Raw genomic sequence first — 14,627 nt, 5'->3', positions numbered from 1 at the left:
GGTGAAAGTTACCGAAAGTCACATCAATGTGATCTGAATCACGTGCGGATCACGCAAACCCCTTTCTTTGAGGTGTACCGCGGCAAACCTAACGTCGTAATAGTGCGGACCACGCTGCGGCCTTGTGCAGCGCCCAGGAGAGGAAAGTCTTATGTACTTCGAAGAAGTTGATACCGGTGACTACAAGATCTACGCGGGTGCGATTGAGCGCTCGCGCCAGTACGGCTACGTGGCTGCCGTCGTCGTCGTGCGCGTGCGTGGCCGCCTGCCGCGGCAGGAAGCCTTCCGCAACGAGAACCTGGCGGGCGGTTTCGCCTGGGCCTCGCCGCGCGAAGCCCTGCAGCACGCGATCAAGGCCGGCAAGGAATTCGCCGCGAACCGCATCCCGGCGATGGCCTGAATCGAGCACGGCGCCCCGCGGGATGCGTGGCGCCGCTGCCGAGCGACGATGACTGCCCCGACCGAGTCGGGCCGTTAATGCGAACTCCGACGATCAGTCGGAGATCCAGCGCAAAGACTGCATAAGGCGAGCAATGCATCACAAGCGCGCTTGCCTGTCATGTCACTGAAAACATTTGCACTGATAGATTGCCGGCACTGCGCGATGCGCTGCCCATCAACCCTTCAGTCTCATGAAATTCAACAACATGACAGTCCGCGGGCGCCTGGCCGCGTCCTTCGGTTTGCTGGCGGCATTCGTGCTTCTCGTCGCGGTGCTTTCGCTGGAAGCGCTGGGCGACGAGAACGAGCGCTTCGTCAATTTCGTCAACGGCATCAACGCGCGGGCGGAGATGTCGAGCCAGGTGCGTACCGCCGTCGACCGGCGCGCGATCGCCGTCCGCAATCTGGTGCTGGTGACCAAGCCGGAGGACGTGGCGCTGGAGAAGGCCGCGGTCACCCAGGCCAATGACGATGTCAAGGAGCGCCTGGACAAGCTCAAGCGCATGGCACAGGCCCCCGATGTACCCGAGGCCGCGCGCGCCCTGATCGCCAGGATCGATGCCGTCGAGCAGGAGTACGGGCCGATCGCCGTTGCCATCGTGAAGCTCGCCCTGGAGGGGCAGCGCGAACAGGCGATCACGAAGATGAACGATGAATGCCGGCCGCATCTTGCCGCGCTCGTCCAGGCGTCCAACGAGTACCGTGAATTCACGCGCAAGCGCGAAGCCGCGCAGATCAGCGAGGCCGAAGCGTCCTATGCGGCCCACCGCCTGATGCTCGCGGCCGCCTGCGTGGCGGCCTTCTGCGCCGCCGCTGTGGCCGGCTTCGTGATCACCCGCAGCCTCGGCCGTGCCCTGGGTGCGGAGCCTGCCGATCTCGGCGCCTCGGCGCAGCGTGTCGCGAATGGCGAGCTGATGCCGATCGCCGGCGCAGAGGGCGCCGCCGCCGGCAGCGTGCTGGCGTCGCTGGGCACGATGCAGGCGCGGCTTGCCGACCTGGTGGGCCAGGTGCGAGGCGTTTCCGATTCCATCGCCACCGGTTCCGCACAGATCGCCACCGGCAGCGCCGACCTGAGCCAGCGCACCGAGGAACAGGCGAGCGCGCTCCAGCAGACCGCGGCCACGATGGATCAGCTCGGCACCATCGTCCGCAACAACGCCGACAGCGCCCTGCAGGCCAGCCAGATGGCCTCCGGCGCCAGCAGCATCGCGTCCAAGGGCGGCAATGTCGTGGCCCGAGTCGTCGAGACGATGAAGGGCATCAACGAGAGCAGCCGGCGCATCGCCGACATCACCGGCGTGATCGACGGCATCGCGTTCCAGACCAACATCCTCGCGCTCAACGCCGCCGTGGAAGCGGCCCGGGCCGGCGAGCAGGGCAAGGGCTTTGCCGTCGTCGCGTCCGAGGTCCGCAATCTGGCCCAGCGCAGCGCCGCGGCCGCCAAGGAGATCAAGACATTGATCTCGGGCAGCGTCGTGCAGGTCGAGCGGGGCAGCGTGCTCGTCGACGAAGCCGGGCGGACCATGAGCGAGATCGTCGACGCGATCGGCCGCGTGTGCGGCATGGTGGAGGGCATCAGTACCGCCAGCGTCGAGCAGAGCGCGGGCGTCAACCAGGTCGGGCAGGCCGTCGCGCAGATGGACCATGTGACCCAGCAGAACGCCGCGCTCGTCGAGGAAAGCGCCGCTGCGGCTCAGAGCCTGAGGCATCAGGCGGACGTCCTGGTCAGCCGGGTGTCCCAGTTCAAGCTCGCCATGGAAGGCTGAGCAGGTTCGTCGCATGGAAGACTTCCTGGACAGCATCACGGCCGCCCTGGATGCCGGCGAGATCGACACCATCGAAGCTTCGCGCCGCACGATCCGTTACGTCCAGCGGCAGATGGGCTGCGACGTGGTGAGCTACTGGACGATCGGAGGCGAGCCCTCCGCCCGCAGCGCGAAGCGCGTCGCCTGCGCCGATGTCGACGACCCGGGTGCGGATCTCGTCCCGATGGAACTGCCGCCGGATCTGTGCCGTGCCTGCCTGGATCTGATCGCCGATGGCGGCATCGTGTGGTCGTCCGATGCCTTGCGCGATCCGCGCCTGGCCGCGTTGCGCGAAGGCTATCTCGTTCCCGCCGGCATCCGCTCGCTGCTGTGCGTGACGATCGCCGTCAACGACCAGCCCATGTCCGTCATCGTCTGCTCGATGCGTCACTCACCGTGGGCCTGGACCCGCTCGCAAGTGGCCCAGATGCGCAGGCTGGCCGCCCAGATCTCGATCAGGAAGGCGCAGCGGCTTTCGCGCCACCGTGCGGCAGCAGCCATGGCCGAGGCCATGACCCTGCCGCCGAGTTTCTGAAAAGCCTCAGTTCCAGCTTTCGAGCACGATCTTGCCCCGGGCCTTGCCCGACTCGATCAGCGCGTGCGCACGCGTCAGGTTCGCAGCGTTGATGCTGCCGTAGTGCTCGGCCAGCGTGGTGCGAACGAGCCCGGAGTCCACGAGTCCGGCCACCTCCTCGAGCAGGCGGTGCTGCGCGATCATGTCCTCGGTGCCGAACAGCGAGCGGGTGAACATCAGCTCCCAGTGCAGGGACACGGACTTGCGCTTGAGCTTGGTCGCGTCGAGCGTCTGCGGGTCGTCGATCAGGCCGAACTTGCCCTGCGGCGCGATGGCCTGGACGATCTGCTCATAGTGCGCCTGGGTCTGCGTCAGGCTGACGATGTAGTCGACGGTCGGAAAGCCGATCCGCTCCAGCTCCGCGGCGATCGGCTGGCCGTGGTCGATGACGTGATGTGCGCCCAACTCCTTCACCCAGGCCTGGGTCTCCGGGCGCGAGGCCGTGCCGATGACGGTGAGGCCGGTCAGGCGCCGGGCGAGCTGGGTCATGATCGAGCCGACCCCGCCGGAGGCGCCGATGATGAGCAGCGTCTTCGGGTTGGGCTGCTTGCCCGGCACGATGCCCAGCCGGTCGAACAGCATCTCCCATGCGGTGATCGTCGTCAGCGGCAGCGCCGCCGCCTGCGCGAAGTCCAGCGTGGCCGGCGCATGGCCGACGATGCGCTCGTCCACCAGGTGCAGCTCGCTGTTGGTGCCGGGGCGGGCGATCGAGCCCGCATACCAGACCCGGTCGCCCGGCTTGAACAGCGTCACCTCCGGGCCCACCGCGCGGACGACGCCGCTGGCGTCCCAGCCCAGCACCTTCCAGTCCTGGCCGGGAGCCGGCCCGGTGCCGGCGCGCACCTTGGTGTCCACGGGGTTGACCGAGATCGCGCGGATCTCGACCAGCAGGTCGCGCCCGGTGGCGACCGGGTCGGGCAGCTCGACGTCGAGCAGGGCGCCCGGTTCGCGGATGGGCTGCGGAGTCTTGTAAGCAACGGCTTTCATGGAGGCCTTTCAGAGCAGGTTCAGGTCGATGGCCGCATCTTCGATCGATGATGTAATTTGAAAAACAGCCCGCCGTTTGAATCCATTTTCAAATCGTTGAATGAAATCACTGCAGGATCTCGACATCTTCGTCAGGACGGTCGACAACGGCAGTCTCTCCGCCACCGCCCGGGCGCTGGACCTCACGCCCGCCGCCGCCAGCGCGGCGCTGAAGCGGCTGGAGGCCGAGCTGGGCGTGCAGCTGTTCGTGCGCTCGACGCGCAGCCTGCGGCTGACGCCGCAGGGCGAGCAGTTCCTGGAGCAGTGCCGGCCGGCGTTGGCCGCGCTGCAGCAGGCCAGCACCGGCCTGGCCGACGGGGAGCAGGCGCTGCGCGGCGCCTTGAGGCTTTCGGTGCCGTCCGACCTCGGGCGCAACGCGCTGCTGCTCTGGCTCGATGAGTTCCAGCAGCTGCATCCGGAGGTCGACATCCGCCTGTCGCTGTCCGACCGGATCGCCAATGTCTACAGCGACCCGGTCGACGTGGCCTTGCGCTACGGCGAGCCGCCGGACTCCGACCTCGTCGCCCTGCCGCTGGCGCCGCAGAACCGCCGCGTCCTGTGCGCCTCGCCGGCCTACCTGGCGCGACACGGCGCGCCGGCGCATCCGCGGGCGCTCATCGAGCACAACTGCCTGTGTTTCATGCTCGGCGATGAGGTCCATGACCGCTGGCGCTTCTCCGGCGGCGGCGAACCCGCGTTCAGCGTCCGCGTGCGAAGCGCGAACATCGCAAACGACGGCGGCGTGGTCCGGCAATGGGCCGTGCTCGGCAAGGGCATCGCCTACAAGTCGCGCGTCGACGTGCTGGATGACCTGGCCCAGGGGCGCCTCTTGCCTCTATGCGAGGCTTGGACGACCGAGGCGACGCCGCTGTTCCTCGTCGTGCCGGGCCGCCGCCATCTGACGCCGCTGATCCGGGCCTTGCGCGACTTCCTGGTGCAGAAGATCGCGGAACCGGAGAAGGCCTCCCGAGCCCCGCGCAAGGAGTAGGCTCGCGCTTCGGTCAACAAATTGCCGCCGTGCAGCGGTGGTCCACAAGATGCCTCCTGTGCTTCTCTCGGTAGCTCAGTCAGGATCGGTCGGCCCGGGGACGTTCCGGGCCCGGCTGGCAAGCCGGCTCATGTCGGTCAAGCTGCGGGTCACCTTGGCGAGCCTCGCCTCGCTGGCCCTCGGCATCGGCGCGATCACCGCGCTCGTCTCCGCACGGGCGGAGCGCGATCTTCTGGCCAGCCAACGGCACCGCGAGCTGACCGAGTCGGTGCGCACGGCCGACATCCTCTCGCACCGGCTCGTGCACCTGCAGCGCGCCATCCAGGCTGCTGCCCGCCAGCTGGAAACGCGCGCGCTGAAGGATGATGAAGAGAACAGCCGGTATCTCGAAAGCAACCAGGTGCTGCGCAGCCTGTTCTCCAGCCTCTTCGTCGTGCCGCCCACGGGAGAGATGCGCTGGCTGGTCGACGAGAGCGGCCTGCGGCCGGTGGATGTCGACCTGTCGAAGCGCTCCTACGTGCAGCACACGCTGGGTGAGCGCAGGCCCCTCATCTCGGAGCCGATCCGCAGCCTCGTGACCGGGGACTGGATCGTCATCCTGACCGTGCCGGTGTACGACGAGGACAAGAACGTCCGCTTCATCCTGTGCGGCAACCTGAAGCTGGCCAGCCGCGAGTTCCTGGACGACCTGACGGAACGCAGTACCGACGCGAATGCCCTGACCCTGGTGGCCGATTCCAGCGGCCGGATCATCGCGCCGGCCGGCCATGCGGACGTCCTGCGGAACGTCGCCCAGGAACCCCGGCTCGGCGAGGCCTACGAAGCATGGGTCGCCCGCGGGAGTCCGCTCGAACCGGCGGGCCTCGAGCTCAACCAGCCGCAGGAGATGGTGACCGCCGCCGGCGTGCCGGGCACCGACTGGATGGTGTGGCGCGCCAGCTCGGAGGCGGATCTGCTGCAGCCGCTGCATGACGCCAAGCGCTACGCCATCAGTTGGGCGCTGGCGCTGGTGTCGGCCCTCTCCGTGCTGCTGCTGGCTCTGCTGTGGTGGCTGCTGAGTCCCCTGACCGTCCTGCGCCAGCGGGTGGCGCATGCGGTGGACCAGCAGATGCCGCCGGAGCTGGGCTGGCCCGCATGCCGGGGCGAACTGGGCGAGCTCTCCGCCGTGCTGCGCGAAGGTGCGATCGAGCGGCAGCGCCTCGAAGCCGAGAAGGAGCATCTGCTGCAGATGCTCGGCTCCGCGGTCGACTCGGCGCCGATCGGCATCGCCTTCGTGTCCGATGGCAAGTTCGAGCTGGTCAGCAACGGCTTCTGCGAGGTGCTCGGCCTCGACAAGTCCGCACTGCTCGGCTCATCGACCGACCGGATATTCGCCGGCGTTTCCCCCTCGGAACGCCCCGATCCCGGCGCTTCCGCGGCCTGCGGGCAGAGCGGCGAATGGCTGATGCGCCGGGCCGATGGCGTGCAGTTCTGGGGGCAGCTGAAGTGCAATCCATTGGACTCGTCGGGCTCGAGTGCGCGCTTCATCTGGACCCTCAGCGACGTCACCTCCCAGCGGAACGCGCAGCAGGAGCTGCAATGGGCGGCGACCCACGACGCGCTCACCGGCCTCGCCAACCGCAAGATGTTCGAGCACCGCACCGCGCGGCTGGTCGGCGCGCTCCCGCGCTCGGTGCCCGCGGCCATCGTGTACCTGGACCTGGACCGCTTCAAGCCGGTCAACGACCTCGAAGGGCATGCGGCCGGCGATGCCGTCCTGATGGCCATCGCCCGCCTGCTCACGGCGTCCATCCGCCCGGGGGATCTCGCCGCACGCATCGGGGGCGATGAATTCGCCCTGCTGCTGGAGCGCTGCGAATTCGAGGTGGCGCTGCAGATCGCCGAGAAGGTCTGCTCGCAGATTGCCGAGCTGAACGTGCCGTGGGGCGCGCGGTCGCTCAAGGTCGGCGCCAGTGCCGGCGTCGCCCCGCTGGCGCCGGCAATCAGTAGCGCCGCCCAGTGGGCGGAGGCCGCCGATCAGGCCTGCTACGCGGCGAAGGCCGCGGGCCGAGGGGTGGTCAGGACTTCAGCAGCGGCTGCGTCCGCTCGGTGAGCCAATCGAGCGCGGCGCCGGCAAGATGCGGCGCCAGCGCCGCGCGCACGGTGGCGTGATAGTCGTCCAGCCACTTGAGTTCGTCCGGGCGCATCAGGCTCTGGTCCACGCAGCGCGTGTCGATCGGGCACAAGGTCAGCGTCTCGAATTCCAGCATGTCGCCGAACTGACCCTTCTCCTGCGTCGGCTTCGGCACGTTCAGCACCAGGTTCTCGATCCGCACGCCCCACTGGCCCGGCCGGTACAGGCCCGGCTCGTTCGAGGTGATCATGCCCGGCTCCATCGCCATCGTCGCCTCGGGCACGGCCTTGGAGATGCTCTGCGGGCCTTCGTGCACGTTCATGAAGTAGCCCACGCCGTGGCCGGTGCCGTGGCCGTAGTCCAGGCCGTGCTGCCACAGCGGCAGGCGCGCCAGCGCGTCCAGCATCGGGCTCAGCGTGCCGCGCGGGAACACGGCGGTGCTGAGATTGATCATGCCCTTGAGCACCAGCGTGTAGTCACGCTTCTGCTCGGCGCTGACGGCGCCGATCGGCCACACGCGGGTGATGTCGGTCGTGCCGCCGAGGTACTGGCCGCCGGAGTCGATCAGCAGCAGGCCGTCGCCCTCGATCTTCGCGAACGAGGCAGGCGTGGCGCGGTAGTGCGGCATCGCGCCGTTGGCGTTGAAGCCTGCGATCACCGGGAAGCTCAGGCCGATGAAGCCGGGGCGGCGGGCGCGGGCGGCGCTCAGCTGCTCGTCGACGGTCAGCTCCGTCATCGGCTCGCCGCGCAGCAGCGCAGCCTCGAACCAGGCGTAGAACTCGCACATGGCCACGCCGTCCTGCACCATCGCCTCGCGCACGAAGCCGGCCTCGGCGCGGGTCTTTTGGCTCTTGGCCAGCGTGCTCGGGTTGATCTGCTCGACGACGCGCACGCCGCCGGGCACGGCCTCGCGCAGGCCCAGGGTCACGCGGCGCGGGTCCAGCAGCAGCACGGCGCTGGCGGGTAGGGCGGCCAGCGCCGCGGGTGCCTGTGCGTAGTCGGCCACGTCGACGCCGTCGGCGGCCAGGCGCGCCTGCACCTCGGCCGGCAGCTTGCCGGCGGCGATGAACAAGGTGGCGCGCTGCGCATCGAGCAGCACGTGAGCGAGGAAGACTGGGTTGTAGTCGACGTCGGAGCCGCGCAGGTTCAGGAGCCAGCCGATGTCGTCGACGGTCGAGACGAAGTGATGGCTGGCGCCAGCGCGGGCCATCGCCGCGCGCACATGGGCCAGCTTGTCGGCGCGGCTGACGACGGCCTCCGGCGGCAGGTGCTCGTAGATCGCCGCGGCGGGCAGGCCGGGGCGGCCCTCCCAGGCGCTGGCGAATACGTCGACGTCGGTGCGCAACGCGATGCCGGCCCGCTCCATCGCCGCGCGCAGTTGCTGCGCCAGCGCCAGGCTCAGCACCTGGCCGTCGACGACGAGCGTCTCGCCCGCCTTCAGCTGCGCGGCGATCCATTCGATGTAGTGCGTGGCCGCGCCGGTCGGGATCTTCTGCAGCTCGATGCCGGTGCCGGCCAGCTCGGCCTCGGCCTGCGACCAGTAGCGGCTGTCGGCGAAGACGGCGGCACGCTCGCGCGTGACGACCAGGGTGCCCATCGAGCCGGTGAAGCCCGAGGCCCACTGGCGGCCCTGCCAGCGCTCGGGCAGGTATTCGGACAGGTGCGGATCGGCCGAGAGGACCAAGGCGGCCTGGGCGTCAGCCGCCTTCAGCGCGTCGCGGATGCGCTCTACGCGCAGGGTGATCTGGGAGGTGCGGGTGTCCATAGGCGTGCGGCTGGCCTTCTCGTGGAAGGCGGGCTGGATGGGATCGGCGAATTGTAGTGAGCCGCTCCGCCCAAAAAAATGCACCTGCCGAGGGGCTTGCGGCCCCTCGGCGAGGTGCGAAATCACCCGATCAGGGTGAGGAGACAAACGCAAAAGGAATGATTCGATCAGGCCGCCTGCTTCAGCGCGCCATGCAGCTCGCGCCGCAGGCGGGTCAGCGCCGAGTCGTCGCGCGAACGCGGGCGGGCCAGCGGCACCGTCAGCTCGCGTGCGATGTGGCCCTCGTCCAGCAGCAGCACGCGGTCGGACAGCAGCACTGCTTCCTCCAGCTCGTGCGTGACGACCAGCAGGCTCGCGCCGTGGCGCTGGGCCAGCTCCAGTACCAGGTCCTGCAGGCGGACGCGGGTGAACGCGTCCAGCGCCGAGAAGGGCTCGTCGAGCAGCAACAGCCGCGGGCCGGTGTAGAGCGCCCGGGCAATCGCGACGCGCTGCGCCTGGCCGCCAGACAACTGCTTGGGCAGCGCCCGCTCGTAGCCGGCCAGGCCCACCTCGTCCAGCAGCGCCGAGACGCGCTTCGCGTCGTATTCCGCGCTGCCGTCGAAGCCGATGTTCGCCGCGACGTCGAGCCAGGGGAACAGGCGCGGCTCCTGGAATACGACGCCCACCGCGGAGACGGTCGCGCGGCTGACGCGGCGCAGGCCCAGCGGCTTGCCTTCGAGCAGCGCATGGCCCTCGAAGATGTCGTCCAGCCCGGCAGCGATGCGCAGCAAGGTGCTTTTGCCGCAGCCGCTGGCGCCGACGAGGCTCACCACCTCGCCGGCCTGCAGCTGCAGGCGGATATCGGTCAGCACCGTGCGGCCACCAGGGTAGGCCTTGCGGCGCACATGCAGATCCAGCAGGAGTGTCGTCATCGTGCGTTGCTTTCGAAACCATCGCGCCAGTGGAGCGCGCGCGCCTCCACGGCGGCCATCAATCCATCGCTGAGCTTGCCCAGCAGCGCCAGCAGCCCGATCGCGGCGAGCACGATGTCGGCACGGCCGGTCTCGCGCCCGTCGCTGAGCAGGTAGCCGAGGCCCCGGCTCGCGGCGATCAGCTCGGCCGCCACCATGAACATCCAGGCCAGCGAGAGCCCCAGGCGCAGCCCGTTCAGCAGCGCCGGCAGCGCGGCCGGCAGCAGCACGCGGCGGGCCAGTTGGCCGCGCGTGAGCCCGCGCAGCTGCGCCACCTCGACGAGCCGGCGGTCCACATCGGCAATGCCCGAGGCCACGCCCATGTAGATCGGGAAGAAGGCGCCGATCGCGATCAGCGCGATCTTCGGCGCCTCGTCGATGCCCAGCCAGAGCAGCAGCAGTGGCACCCAGGCCAGCGACGGAATCGCCCGCAGCGCCTGGAAGCTCGGGTCCAGCAACGCATGCGCCAGCGGCGACAGGCCGACCCAGGCGCCCAGCAGCAGCGCGGCCGCAGCACCCAGCGCGAAGCCGGCCGCCACGCGCAAGGTGCTGGCCGCGATGTGCGCCGTCAGCGCCTGGCGCGAGGCCAGCTCGCCCAGGGTGCGCAGCACCTCGCTGGGCGCCGGCAGCAGGTGCGAGGCGATCCAGCCGGCGCGCACGGCCACTTCGATCGCCAGCAGCACCAGCACCGGCAGCAGCAGGCCCAGCGCGGCGCGCGGCAGGCGCAGCACGGGCAGCCGTAGCGGCGCCGGCGCGTCCAGCTTGGCGCTGGCCTCGGCGTTCACGTTCGCCATCGTCGTCAGGCTCGCGCCAGCAGCGGCGCGGCGAAGCGCGTGTCGACCAGTTCCAGCACCGTGCGGTTCAGGTCCGTGCCGGGCCGCACCAGTTGTTCGGACAGCAGGATCGGCGCGGCCGCCTGCAGCGCCTGCACATGCTCGGCCGTCGGCAGCGGATGGCTCAGGTCGGTGCGCAGCTTGATCTGCAGCAGGGCGACCGGCAGGCTCACCTTGGCCTCCTCCGACAGGATCTTGGCCGCCTCTGTGGTGTTGGCGAGGATCCATTGCCGGGCCCGCTCGTAGCCGGCGATCACGCGACGCACCGCCTGCGGCTGGTTGGCGAGGAATTCCTCGCGTACGTTCAGGAAGCCATAGGTGTTGAAGGCCACGTTGCGGTAGATCAGCCGCGAGCCCTGGTCCAGCTCGCTGGCGGCCATCAGCGGATCGAGGCCGGCCCAGGCGTCGACGCGCCCCTGCTCCAGCGCCGCGCGGCCGTCGGCATGCTGCAGCGCCACGTGCTCGATGTCATCGCGCTTGAGGCCGGCCACGTGCAGCGCGCGCAGCAGGAACAGGTAGGGATCGGTGCCCTTGGTCGCGGCGACCTTCTTGCCCTTCAGGTCGGCCAAGGTCTTGATGTTCGAGTCGTGGCGCACGACCAGCGCCGTCCATTCGGGCCGCGAGAAGATGTAGGGCGCCCGGATCGGGTTGCCGTTCGCGCGGCCCAGCAGCGCAGCGAGGCCGGCCGTGGAGCCGATGTCGATGCTGCCGGCGTTCAGGTATTCCAGCGCGCGGTTGCTGCCGGCGCTGAGCACCCAGCGCACCGGCACGCCGTCCTTCTTGAAATCCTCCTCCAGCCAGCCGAAGCGCCGCAGTACCAGGCTGGACGGCGAGTAGTAGGCGTAGTCGAGGCGCAGCTCCTGCAGCGGCGCCGCGGCGCGGGCGGCGAGTGCCAATGGGGAAGAGGCGAGTGCTGCGGCCCGCAGCAGCGTTCGGCGTTGGATCATCGGGGGTACTCGGTCAGATGTAGCGGTCAAACGTAGGTGTCGCGGGTGAAGACGGCGTCGCGCACCTGCACCGCGCGCGGGATCAGCTTCAGCTTGAAGAAGGTGTCGGCGATGCGCTGCTGCTCGGCGACGATGGTCGCGTCGATCGGCACCGCTGTGTAGCGGCGCCGCCCGGTCGCCAGCGCGAGCACGGGGACCGGCACGCCCAGCTGCGGCGCCAGTTGCTCGGCCACCTGCTGCGGATGGCGGTCGGCCCAGTCGTTGGTCTTGCGCAGCTCGGCGAACACGGTGCGCAAGACCTGGCCCTGCTGTTCGGCGAAGTCGGTGGCGGCCAGGTAGAAGGTGCGGTTGTTCGACAGGCCCTCGCCGTTGCGCAGCACGCGCGGCTTGCCGTTCAGCTCCGCGCCGGCCAGGAACGGATCCCACAGCCCGACCGCGTCGACCTTGCCCGACTCGAAGGCGCTGCGCGCATCGGCCGCCGTGTTGACCCAGGCCGGCTGAACGTCGTCGAACGAGAGGCCCGCGTCCTCCAGCGCGCGCACCAGCAGGTACTGCACGTTCCAGCCGCGGCCGACGGCGATGCGGCGGCCCTTCAGGTCCGCCACCGTCTTCAGCGGTGAGTCCTGCGGCACCAGGATCGCGATGCCTTGCGGGTAGGGTTGCTCGGCCGCCAGGTAGACGGCGCGCACGCCGGCCGCCTGCGCGAACACGCTGGGCGTGTCGGCCGCATGGCCGAAGTCGATCGCGCCGGCATTCAGTGCCTCCAGCAGCACCGGGCCGGTGGCGAACTCCTTCCAGCTCACGCTCCAGCCCAGTGGCTTCAGCGCCGCCTCCAACTGGCCGGCGCCCTTCAGGATGTTGAGCGTGTTGAACTTCTGGTAGCCGATGCGCAGCGTCTTGGCCGAGGCCTGCGCGGAACTGAGCGCCGGCATGCCGGCAGCAAGGCCCAGCGCGAGGGCGTGGCGGCGATTGAGGGAAGTCGTCATGCGGCTTGCTCCAGTTCGGATGGCGGGGGATCGATGCGGACCTGGCGGCCGGCGTGGTGGGCGTCCAGCCGCGGGCCGCGGCCGAACAGCTTGTGGCGGTAGCTGCCGGGCTCGTACTCGCTGCGGTAGCGGCCGCGCGACTGCAGCTCGGGCACGACGCGGTCGACCACCTCGCGCAGGTCTTCGTGGGCCACGGCGTAGGTGAGGTTGAAGCCGTCGACGCCGGTGGCGTCCTGCCAGTCGATCAACTGGTCCGCCACCTGGGCCGGGCTGCCGACGATGACCGGCCCGCGGCCGCCCAGGCCGATGAACTCGGCCGCCTCGCGCACGGTCCAGCGGCGGTCCGGGTCGGCGCTGCTGAACGAGGCCAGCGCGGCGCGGCCGGCCTGGGTGTCGAGGTATTCGATCGTCGCGTCCGGCGGGTAGCGCGAGAAGTCCACGCCGGTCCAGCCGGACAGCAGCGCCAGCGCGGCCTCGATGTCGACATGCCGGCGGTACTCCTCCAGCTTGTCGCGCGCCTCGGCCTCGGTGGCGCCGGTGATGACCAGCGCCTGCGCGTAGACCAGCACATCCTCTGCACGGCGCCCGGCCGCGACGACGGAGGCACGCACGCCGTCCACATAGCCCTTCACCACCGTCTTGCTGGGCCCGCTGACGAACACGCATTCAGCATGGCGGCCGGCGAAGGCGCGGCCGCGCTGCGAGGTGCCGGCCTGGAACAGCACCGGCGTGCGCTGCGGCGAGGGCTCGCTGAGGTGGATGCCCGGCACCTGGAAGTTGGGGCCGCTGTGTCGGATCGGATGGACCTTGGCGGGGTCGGTGAACACGCGCGCGCTCTTGTCGCGCCGCACCGCGTCTTCGTCCCAGCTGTTCTCCCAGAGCTTGTAGACGACCTCCAGGTATTCGTCGGCCAGGTCGTAGCGCTCGTCGTGGGCCAGCTGCTGCGCCAGGCCGAGGTTGCGCGCGGCGCTGTCCAAGTAGCCGGTGACGATGTTCCAGCCGATCCTGCCGCGGGTCAGGTGGTCCAGCGTCGAGACGCGGCGGGCAAAGGTGTAGGGGTGCTCGTAGCTCAGCGCGGCGGTGATGCCGAAGCCCAGGTGCTTGGTCACGCCTGCCATCAACGGCACCAGCGCCAGCGGGTCGTTCAGCGGTGCCTGCGCGCCGTGGCGCAGCGCCGCGTCGGCCGCGCCCTGGTAGACGTCGTAGACGCCCAGCACGTCGGCGAGGAACACGCCGTCGAAGCGGCCGCGCTCCAGCAGCCGTGCCAGGTCCTGCCAGTAGTTCGCGTCGGTGTAGCGGTGGGACTCGTCCTTCGGATGGGTCCACAGGCCGGGCGACTGGTGCCCGACCGTGTTCATCGTGAACGCGTTGAAGCGGATCTGGCGTGGCGCGCTCATTGCAGGAAGTCCGGGCGGGCGTAGCCGGGGAAGTTCTTTTCCAGTACCGCCTTGAACTGCGGCGCGTGGAAGGCGGCGGCGAGGTCGCGGCTCCACGGGGCATCCTTGTCCGGGCCCTTCACGGCGACGACCAGCATGTAGTGCGCCGGCGTCTTCTCCAGCACCAATGCGTCGGTGAGCTTCAGGCCCGAGGAGATCGCGAAGTTGCCGTTGACGATCGCGTAGTCGGCGTCGTCCAGGGTGCGCGGCAGTTGCGCGGCTTCCAGCGGCTGCAGCTTCAGGTTCAGCGGGTTGCTGGCCACGTCCTTCTCGGTGACGCGGATCGGATCGGCGCCGGGCTTCAGGGTGATCAGCTTCAGGTCGGCCAGCAGCGCCAGGCCGTGGGCCAGGTTGGCGGGATCGTTGGCCAGGGTGATGCGGTCGCCGGGCTTGGCCTCGGCAATGCTCTTGCGCTTCTTCGAGTAGATGCCGAACGGCGCCATCGGGCCCTGGACGATCTCCACCAAGTCCAGCTTGCGGTCCTCGCGGAAGCGGTTCAGGTAGATCGTGTGCTGGAAGAAGTTGGCGTCCAGCGAGCCCTGGGCCAGCGCGAGGTTGGGCTGCACGTAGTCGTTGAACTCGACCAGCTTGACCTTGTAGCCCTTCTGCTCCAGCAGCGGCTTGATGCCCAGGCGCAGCACCTCGATGTTGGAGCCGGCGGTGGCGCCGATGACGAGTTCCTTCTTCGGCTCGGCGGCGAAGGTGGCGGTGGTGGTCGCGACGAGGGCGAGTGCGAGCAGCGAGCGGCGGATCGTGTTCATGT

The 14,627-nt window shown here is 69.5% G+C and carries 13 protein-coding genes; 5 read left to right on the top strand and 8 right to left on the bottom strand.

Going from position 1 to position 14,627, the window contains the following annotated elements; translation table 11 throughout:
* Positions 1-151: 151 nt before the first annotated feature.
* The 3 genes from SNE35_RS04385 (at position 152) to SNE35_RS04375 (ending at position 2,781) form a co-directional block, all read left to right on the top strand.
* A complete protein-coding gene (locus tag SNE35_RS04385) occupies positions 152-400 on the top strand; it encodes a hypothetical protein (protein WP_320421646.1) in 249 nt (82 codons plus the stop codon).
* A 232-nt stretch (positions 401-632) separates the two neighbouring features.
* Positions 633-2,207: a methyl-accepting chemotaxis protein gene (locus SNE35_RS04380; RefSeq protein ID WP_320421645.1), complete on the top strand. Its 1,575-nt coding sequence runs from the start codon at positions 633-635 to the stop codon at positions 2,205-2,207.
* Positions 2,208-2,220: 13 nt separating this feature from the next.
* On the top strand, positions 2,221-2,781 hold the full coding sequence (locus tag SNE35_RS04375; protein ID WP_320421644.1) for a GAF domain-containing protein: 561 nt from the start codon (positions 2,221-2,223) through the stop codon (positions 2,779-2,781).
* Positions 2,782-2,787: 6 nt separating this feature from the next.
* Here the strand turns inward: SNE35_RS04375 and SNE35_RS04370 are convergent, their stop codons facing one another.
* Positions 2,788-3,807, bottom strand: coding sequence for a zinc-binding alcohol dehydrogenase family protein (locus tag SNE35_RS04370; RefSeq protein WP_320421643.1), 1,020 nt, complete (start codon positions 3,805-3,807; stop codon positions 2,788-2,790).
* Between the two features lie 100 nt (positions 3,808-3,907).
* On the opposite strand from SNE35_RS04370, the gene SNE35_RS04365 reads away from it, so the two are divergent.
* Positions 3,908-4,834, top strand: a complete 927-nt coding sequence (locus tag SNE35_RS04365) for a LysR family transcriptional regulator (protein ID WP_320421642.1) — start codon at positions 3,908-3,910, stop codon at positions 4,832-4,834.
* 130 nt (positions 4,835-4,964) lie between these two features.
* Positions 4,965-6,926: a sensor domain-containing diguanylate cyclase gene (locus SNE35_RS04360; RefSeq protein WP_320421641.1), complete on the top strand. Its 1,962-nt coding sequence runs from the start codon at positions 4,965-4,967 to the stop codon at positions 6,924-6,926.
* Here the strand turns inward: SNE35_RS04360 and SNE35_RS04355 are convergent.
* From SNE35_RS04355 to SNE35_RS04325, 7 genes are all read right to left on the bottom strand, one after another.
* A complete protein-coding gene (locus tag SNE35_RS04355; RefSeq protein ID WP_320421640.1) occupies positions 6,892-8,712 on the bottom strand; it encodes an aminopeptidase P family protein in 1,821 nt (606 codons plus the stop codon). The genes SNE35_RS04360 and SNE35_RS04355 overlap by 35 nt on opposite strands.
* 167 nt (positions 8,713-8,879) lie before the next feature.
* On the bottom strand, positions 8,880-9,623 hold the full coding sequence (locus SNE35_RS04350) for an ABC transporter ATP-binding protein (protein ID WP_320421639.1): 744 nt from the start codon (positions 9,621-9,623) through the stop codon (positions 8,880-8,882).
* Positions 9,620-10,456, bottom strand: a complete 837-nt coding sequence (locus SNE35_RS04345; RefSeq protein ID WP_320421638.1) for an ABC transporter permease — start codon at positions 10,454-10,456, stop codon at positions 9,620-9,622. Before SNE35_RS04345 ends, SNE35_RS04350 begins: the two co-directional genes overlap by 4 nt.
* Before the next feature lie 5 nt (positions 10,457-10,461).
* Positions 10,462-11,442 carry an aliphatic sulfonate ABC transporter substrate-binding protein gene (locus SNE35_RS04340; RefSeq protein ID WP_320421637.1) on the bottom strand — a complete coding sequence of 327 codons (981 nt, stop codon included), beginning with the start codon at positions 11,440-11,442 and terminating at the stop codon, positions 10,462-10,464.
* A 26-nt stretch (positions 11,443-11,468) separates the two neighbouring features.
* Positions 11,469-12,428: a sulfonate ABC transporter substrate-binding protein gene (locus tag SNE35_RS04335; protein WP_320421636.1), complete on the bottom strand. Its 960-nt coding sequence runs from the start codon at positions 12,426-12,428 to the stop codon at positions 11,469-11,471.
* The gene (locus tag SNE35_RS04330) at positions 12,425-13,825 is read right to left on the bottom strand and encodes an LLM class flavin-dependent oxidoreductase (RefSeq protein WP_320421635.1); all 1,401 of its coding nucleotides are present in this window, start codon (positions 13,823-13,825) and stop codon (positions 12,425-12,427) included. Before SNE35_RS04330 ends, SNE35_RS04335 begins: the two co-directional genes overlap by 4 nt.
* Positions 13,822-14,625, bottom strand: coding sequence for a MetQ/NlpA family ABC transporter substrate-binding protein (locus SNE35_RS04325; protein WP_320421634.1), 804 nt, complete (start codon positions 14,623-14,625; stop codon positions 13,822-13,824). The genes SNE35_RS04330 and SNE35_RS04325 overlap by 4 nt, the downstream gene beginning before the upstream one ends.
* Positions 14,626-14,627: the final 2 nt, after the last annotated feature.

The sequence above is a fragment of the Roseateles agri genome (assembly GCF_034043675.1).
In the GTDB taxonomy this organism is placed as follows: Bacteria; Pseudomonadota; Gammaproteobacteria; order Burkholderiales; family Burkholderiaceae_C; genus KK5.
This window is presented reverse-complemented; position numbering and strand designations above follow the sequence as displayed.

Coding starts and splice junctions, on each gene's coding strand:
- SNE35_RS04325 (WP_320421634.1), bottom strand. CDS start 14,625: ATGAACACGATCCGCCGCTCGCTGCTCGCACTCGCCCTCGTCGCGACC.
- SNE35_RS04360 (WP_320421641.1), top strand. CDS start 4,965: ATGTCGGTCAAGCTGCGGGTCACCTTGGCGAGCCTCGCCTCGCTGGCC.
- SNE35_RS04370 (WP_320421643.1), bottom strand. CDS start 3,807: ATGAAAGCCGTTGCTTACAAGACTCCGCAGCCCATCCGCGAACCGGGC.
- SNE35_RS04330 (WP_320421635.1), bottom strand. CDS start 13,825: ATGAGCGCGCCACGCCAGATCCGCTTCAACGCGTTCACGATGAACACG.
- SNE35_RS04385 (WP_320421646.1), top strand. CDS start 152: ATGTACTTCGAAGAAGTTGATACCGGTGACTACAAGATCTACGCGGGT.
- SNE35_RS04345 (WP_320421638.1), bottom strand. CDS start 10,456: ATGGCGAACGTGAACGCCGAGGCCAGCGCCAAGCTGGACGCGCCGGCG.
- SNE35_RS04350 (WP_320421639.1), bottom strand. CDS start 9,623: ATGACGACACTCCTGCTGGATCTGCATGTGCGCCGCAAGGCCTACCCT.
- SNE35_RS04365 (WP_320421642.1), top strand. CDS start 3,908: ATGAAATCACTGCAGGATCTCGACATCTTCGTCAGGACGGTCGACAAC.
- SNE35_RS04375 (WP_320421644.1), top strand. CDS start 2,221: ATGGAAGACTTCCTGGACAGCATCACGGCCGCCCTGGATGCCGGCGAG.
- SNE35_RS04380 (WP_320421645.1), top strand. CDS start 633: ATGAAATTCAACAACATGACAGTCCGCGGGCGCCTGGCCGCGTCCTTC.
- SNE35_RS04340 (WP_320421637.1), bottom strand. CDS start 11,442: ATGATCCAACGCCGAACGCTGCTGCGGGCCGCAGCACTCGCCTCTTCC.
- SNE35_RS04355 (WP_320421640.1), bottom strand. CDS start 8,712: ATGGACACCCGCACCTCCCAGATCACCCTGCGCGTAGAGCGCATCCGC.
- SNE35_RS04335 (WP_320421636.1), bottom strand. CDS start 12,428: ATGACGACTTCCCTCAATCGCCGCCACGCCCTCGCGCTGGGCCTTGCT.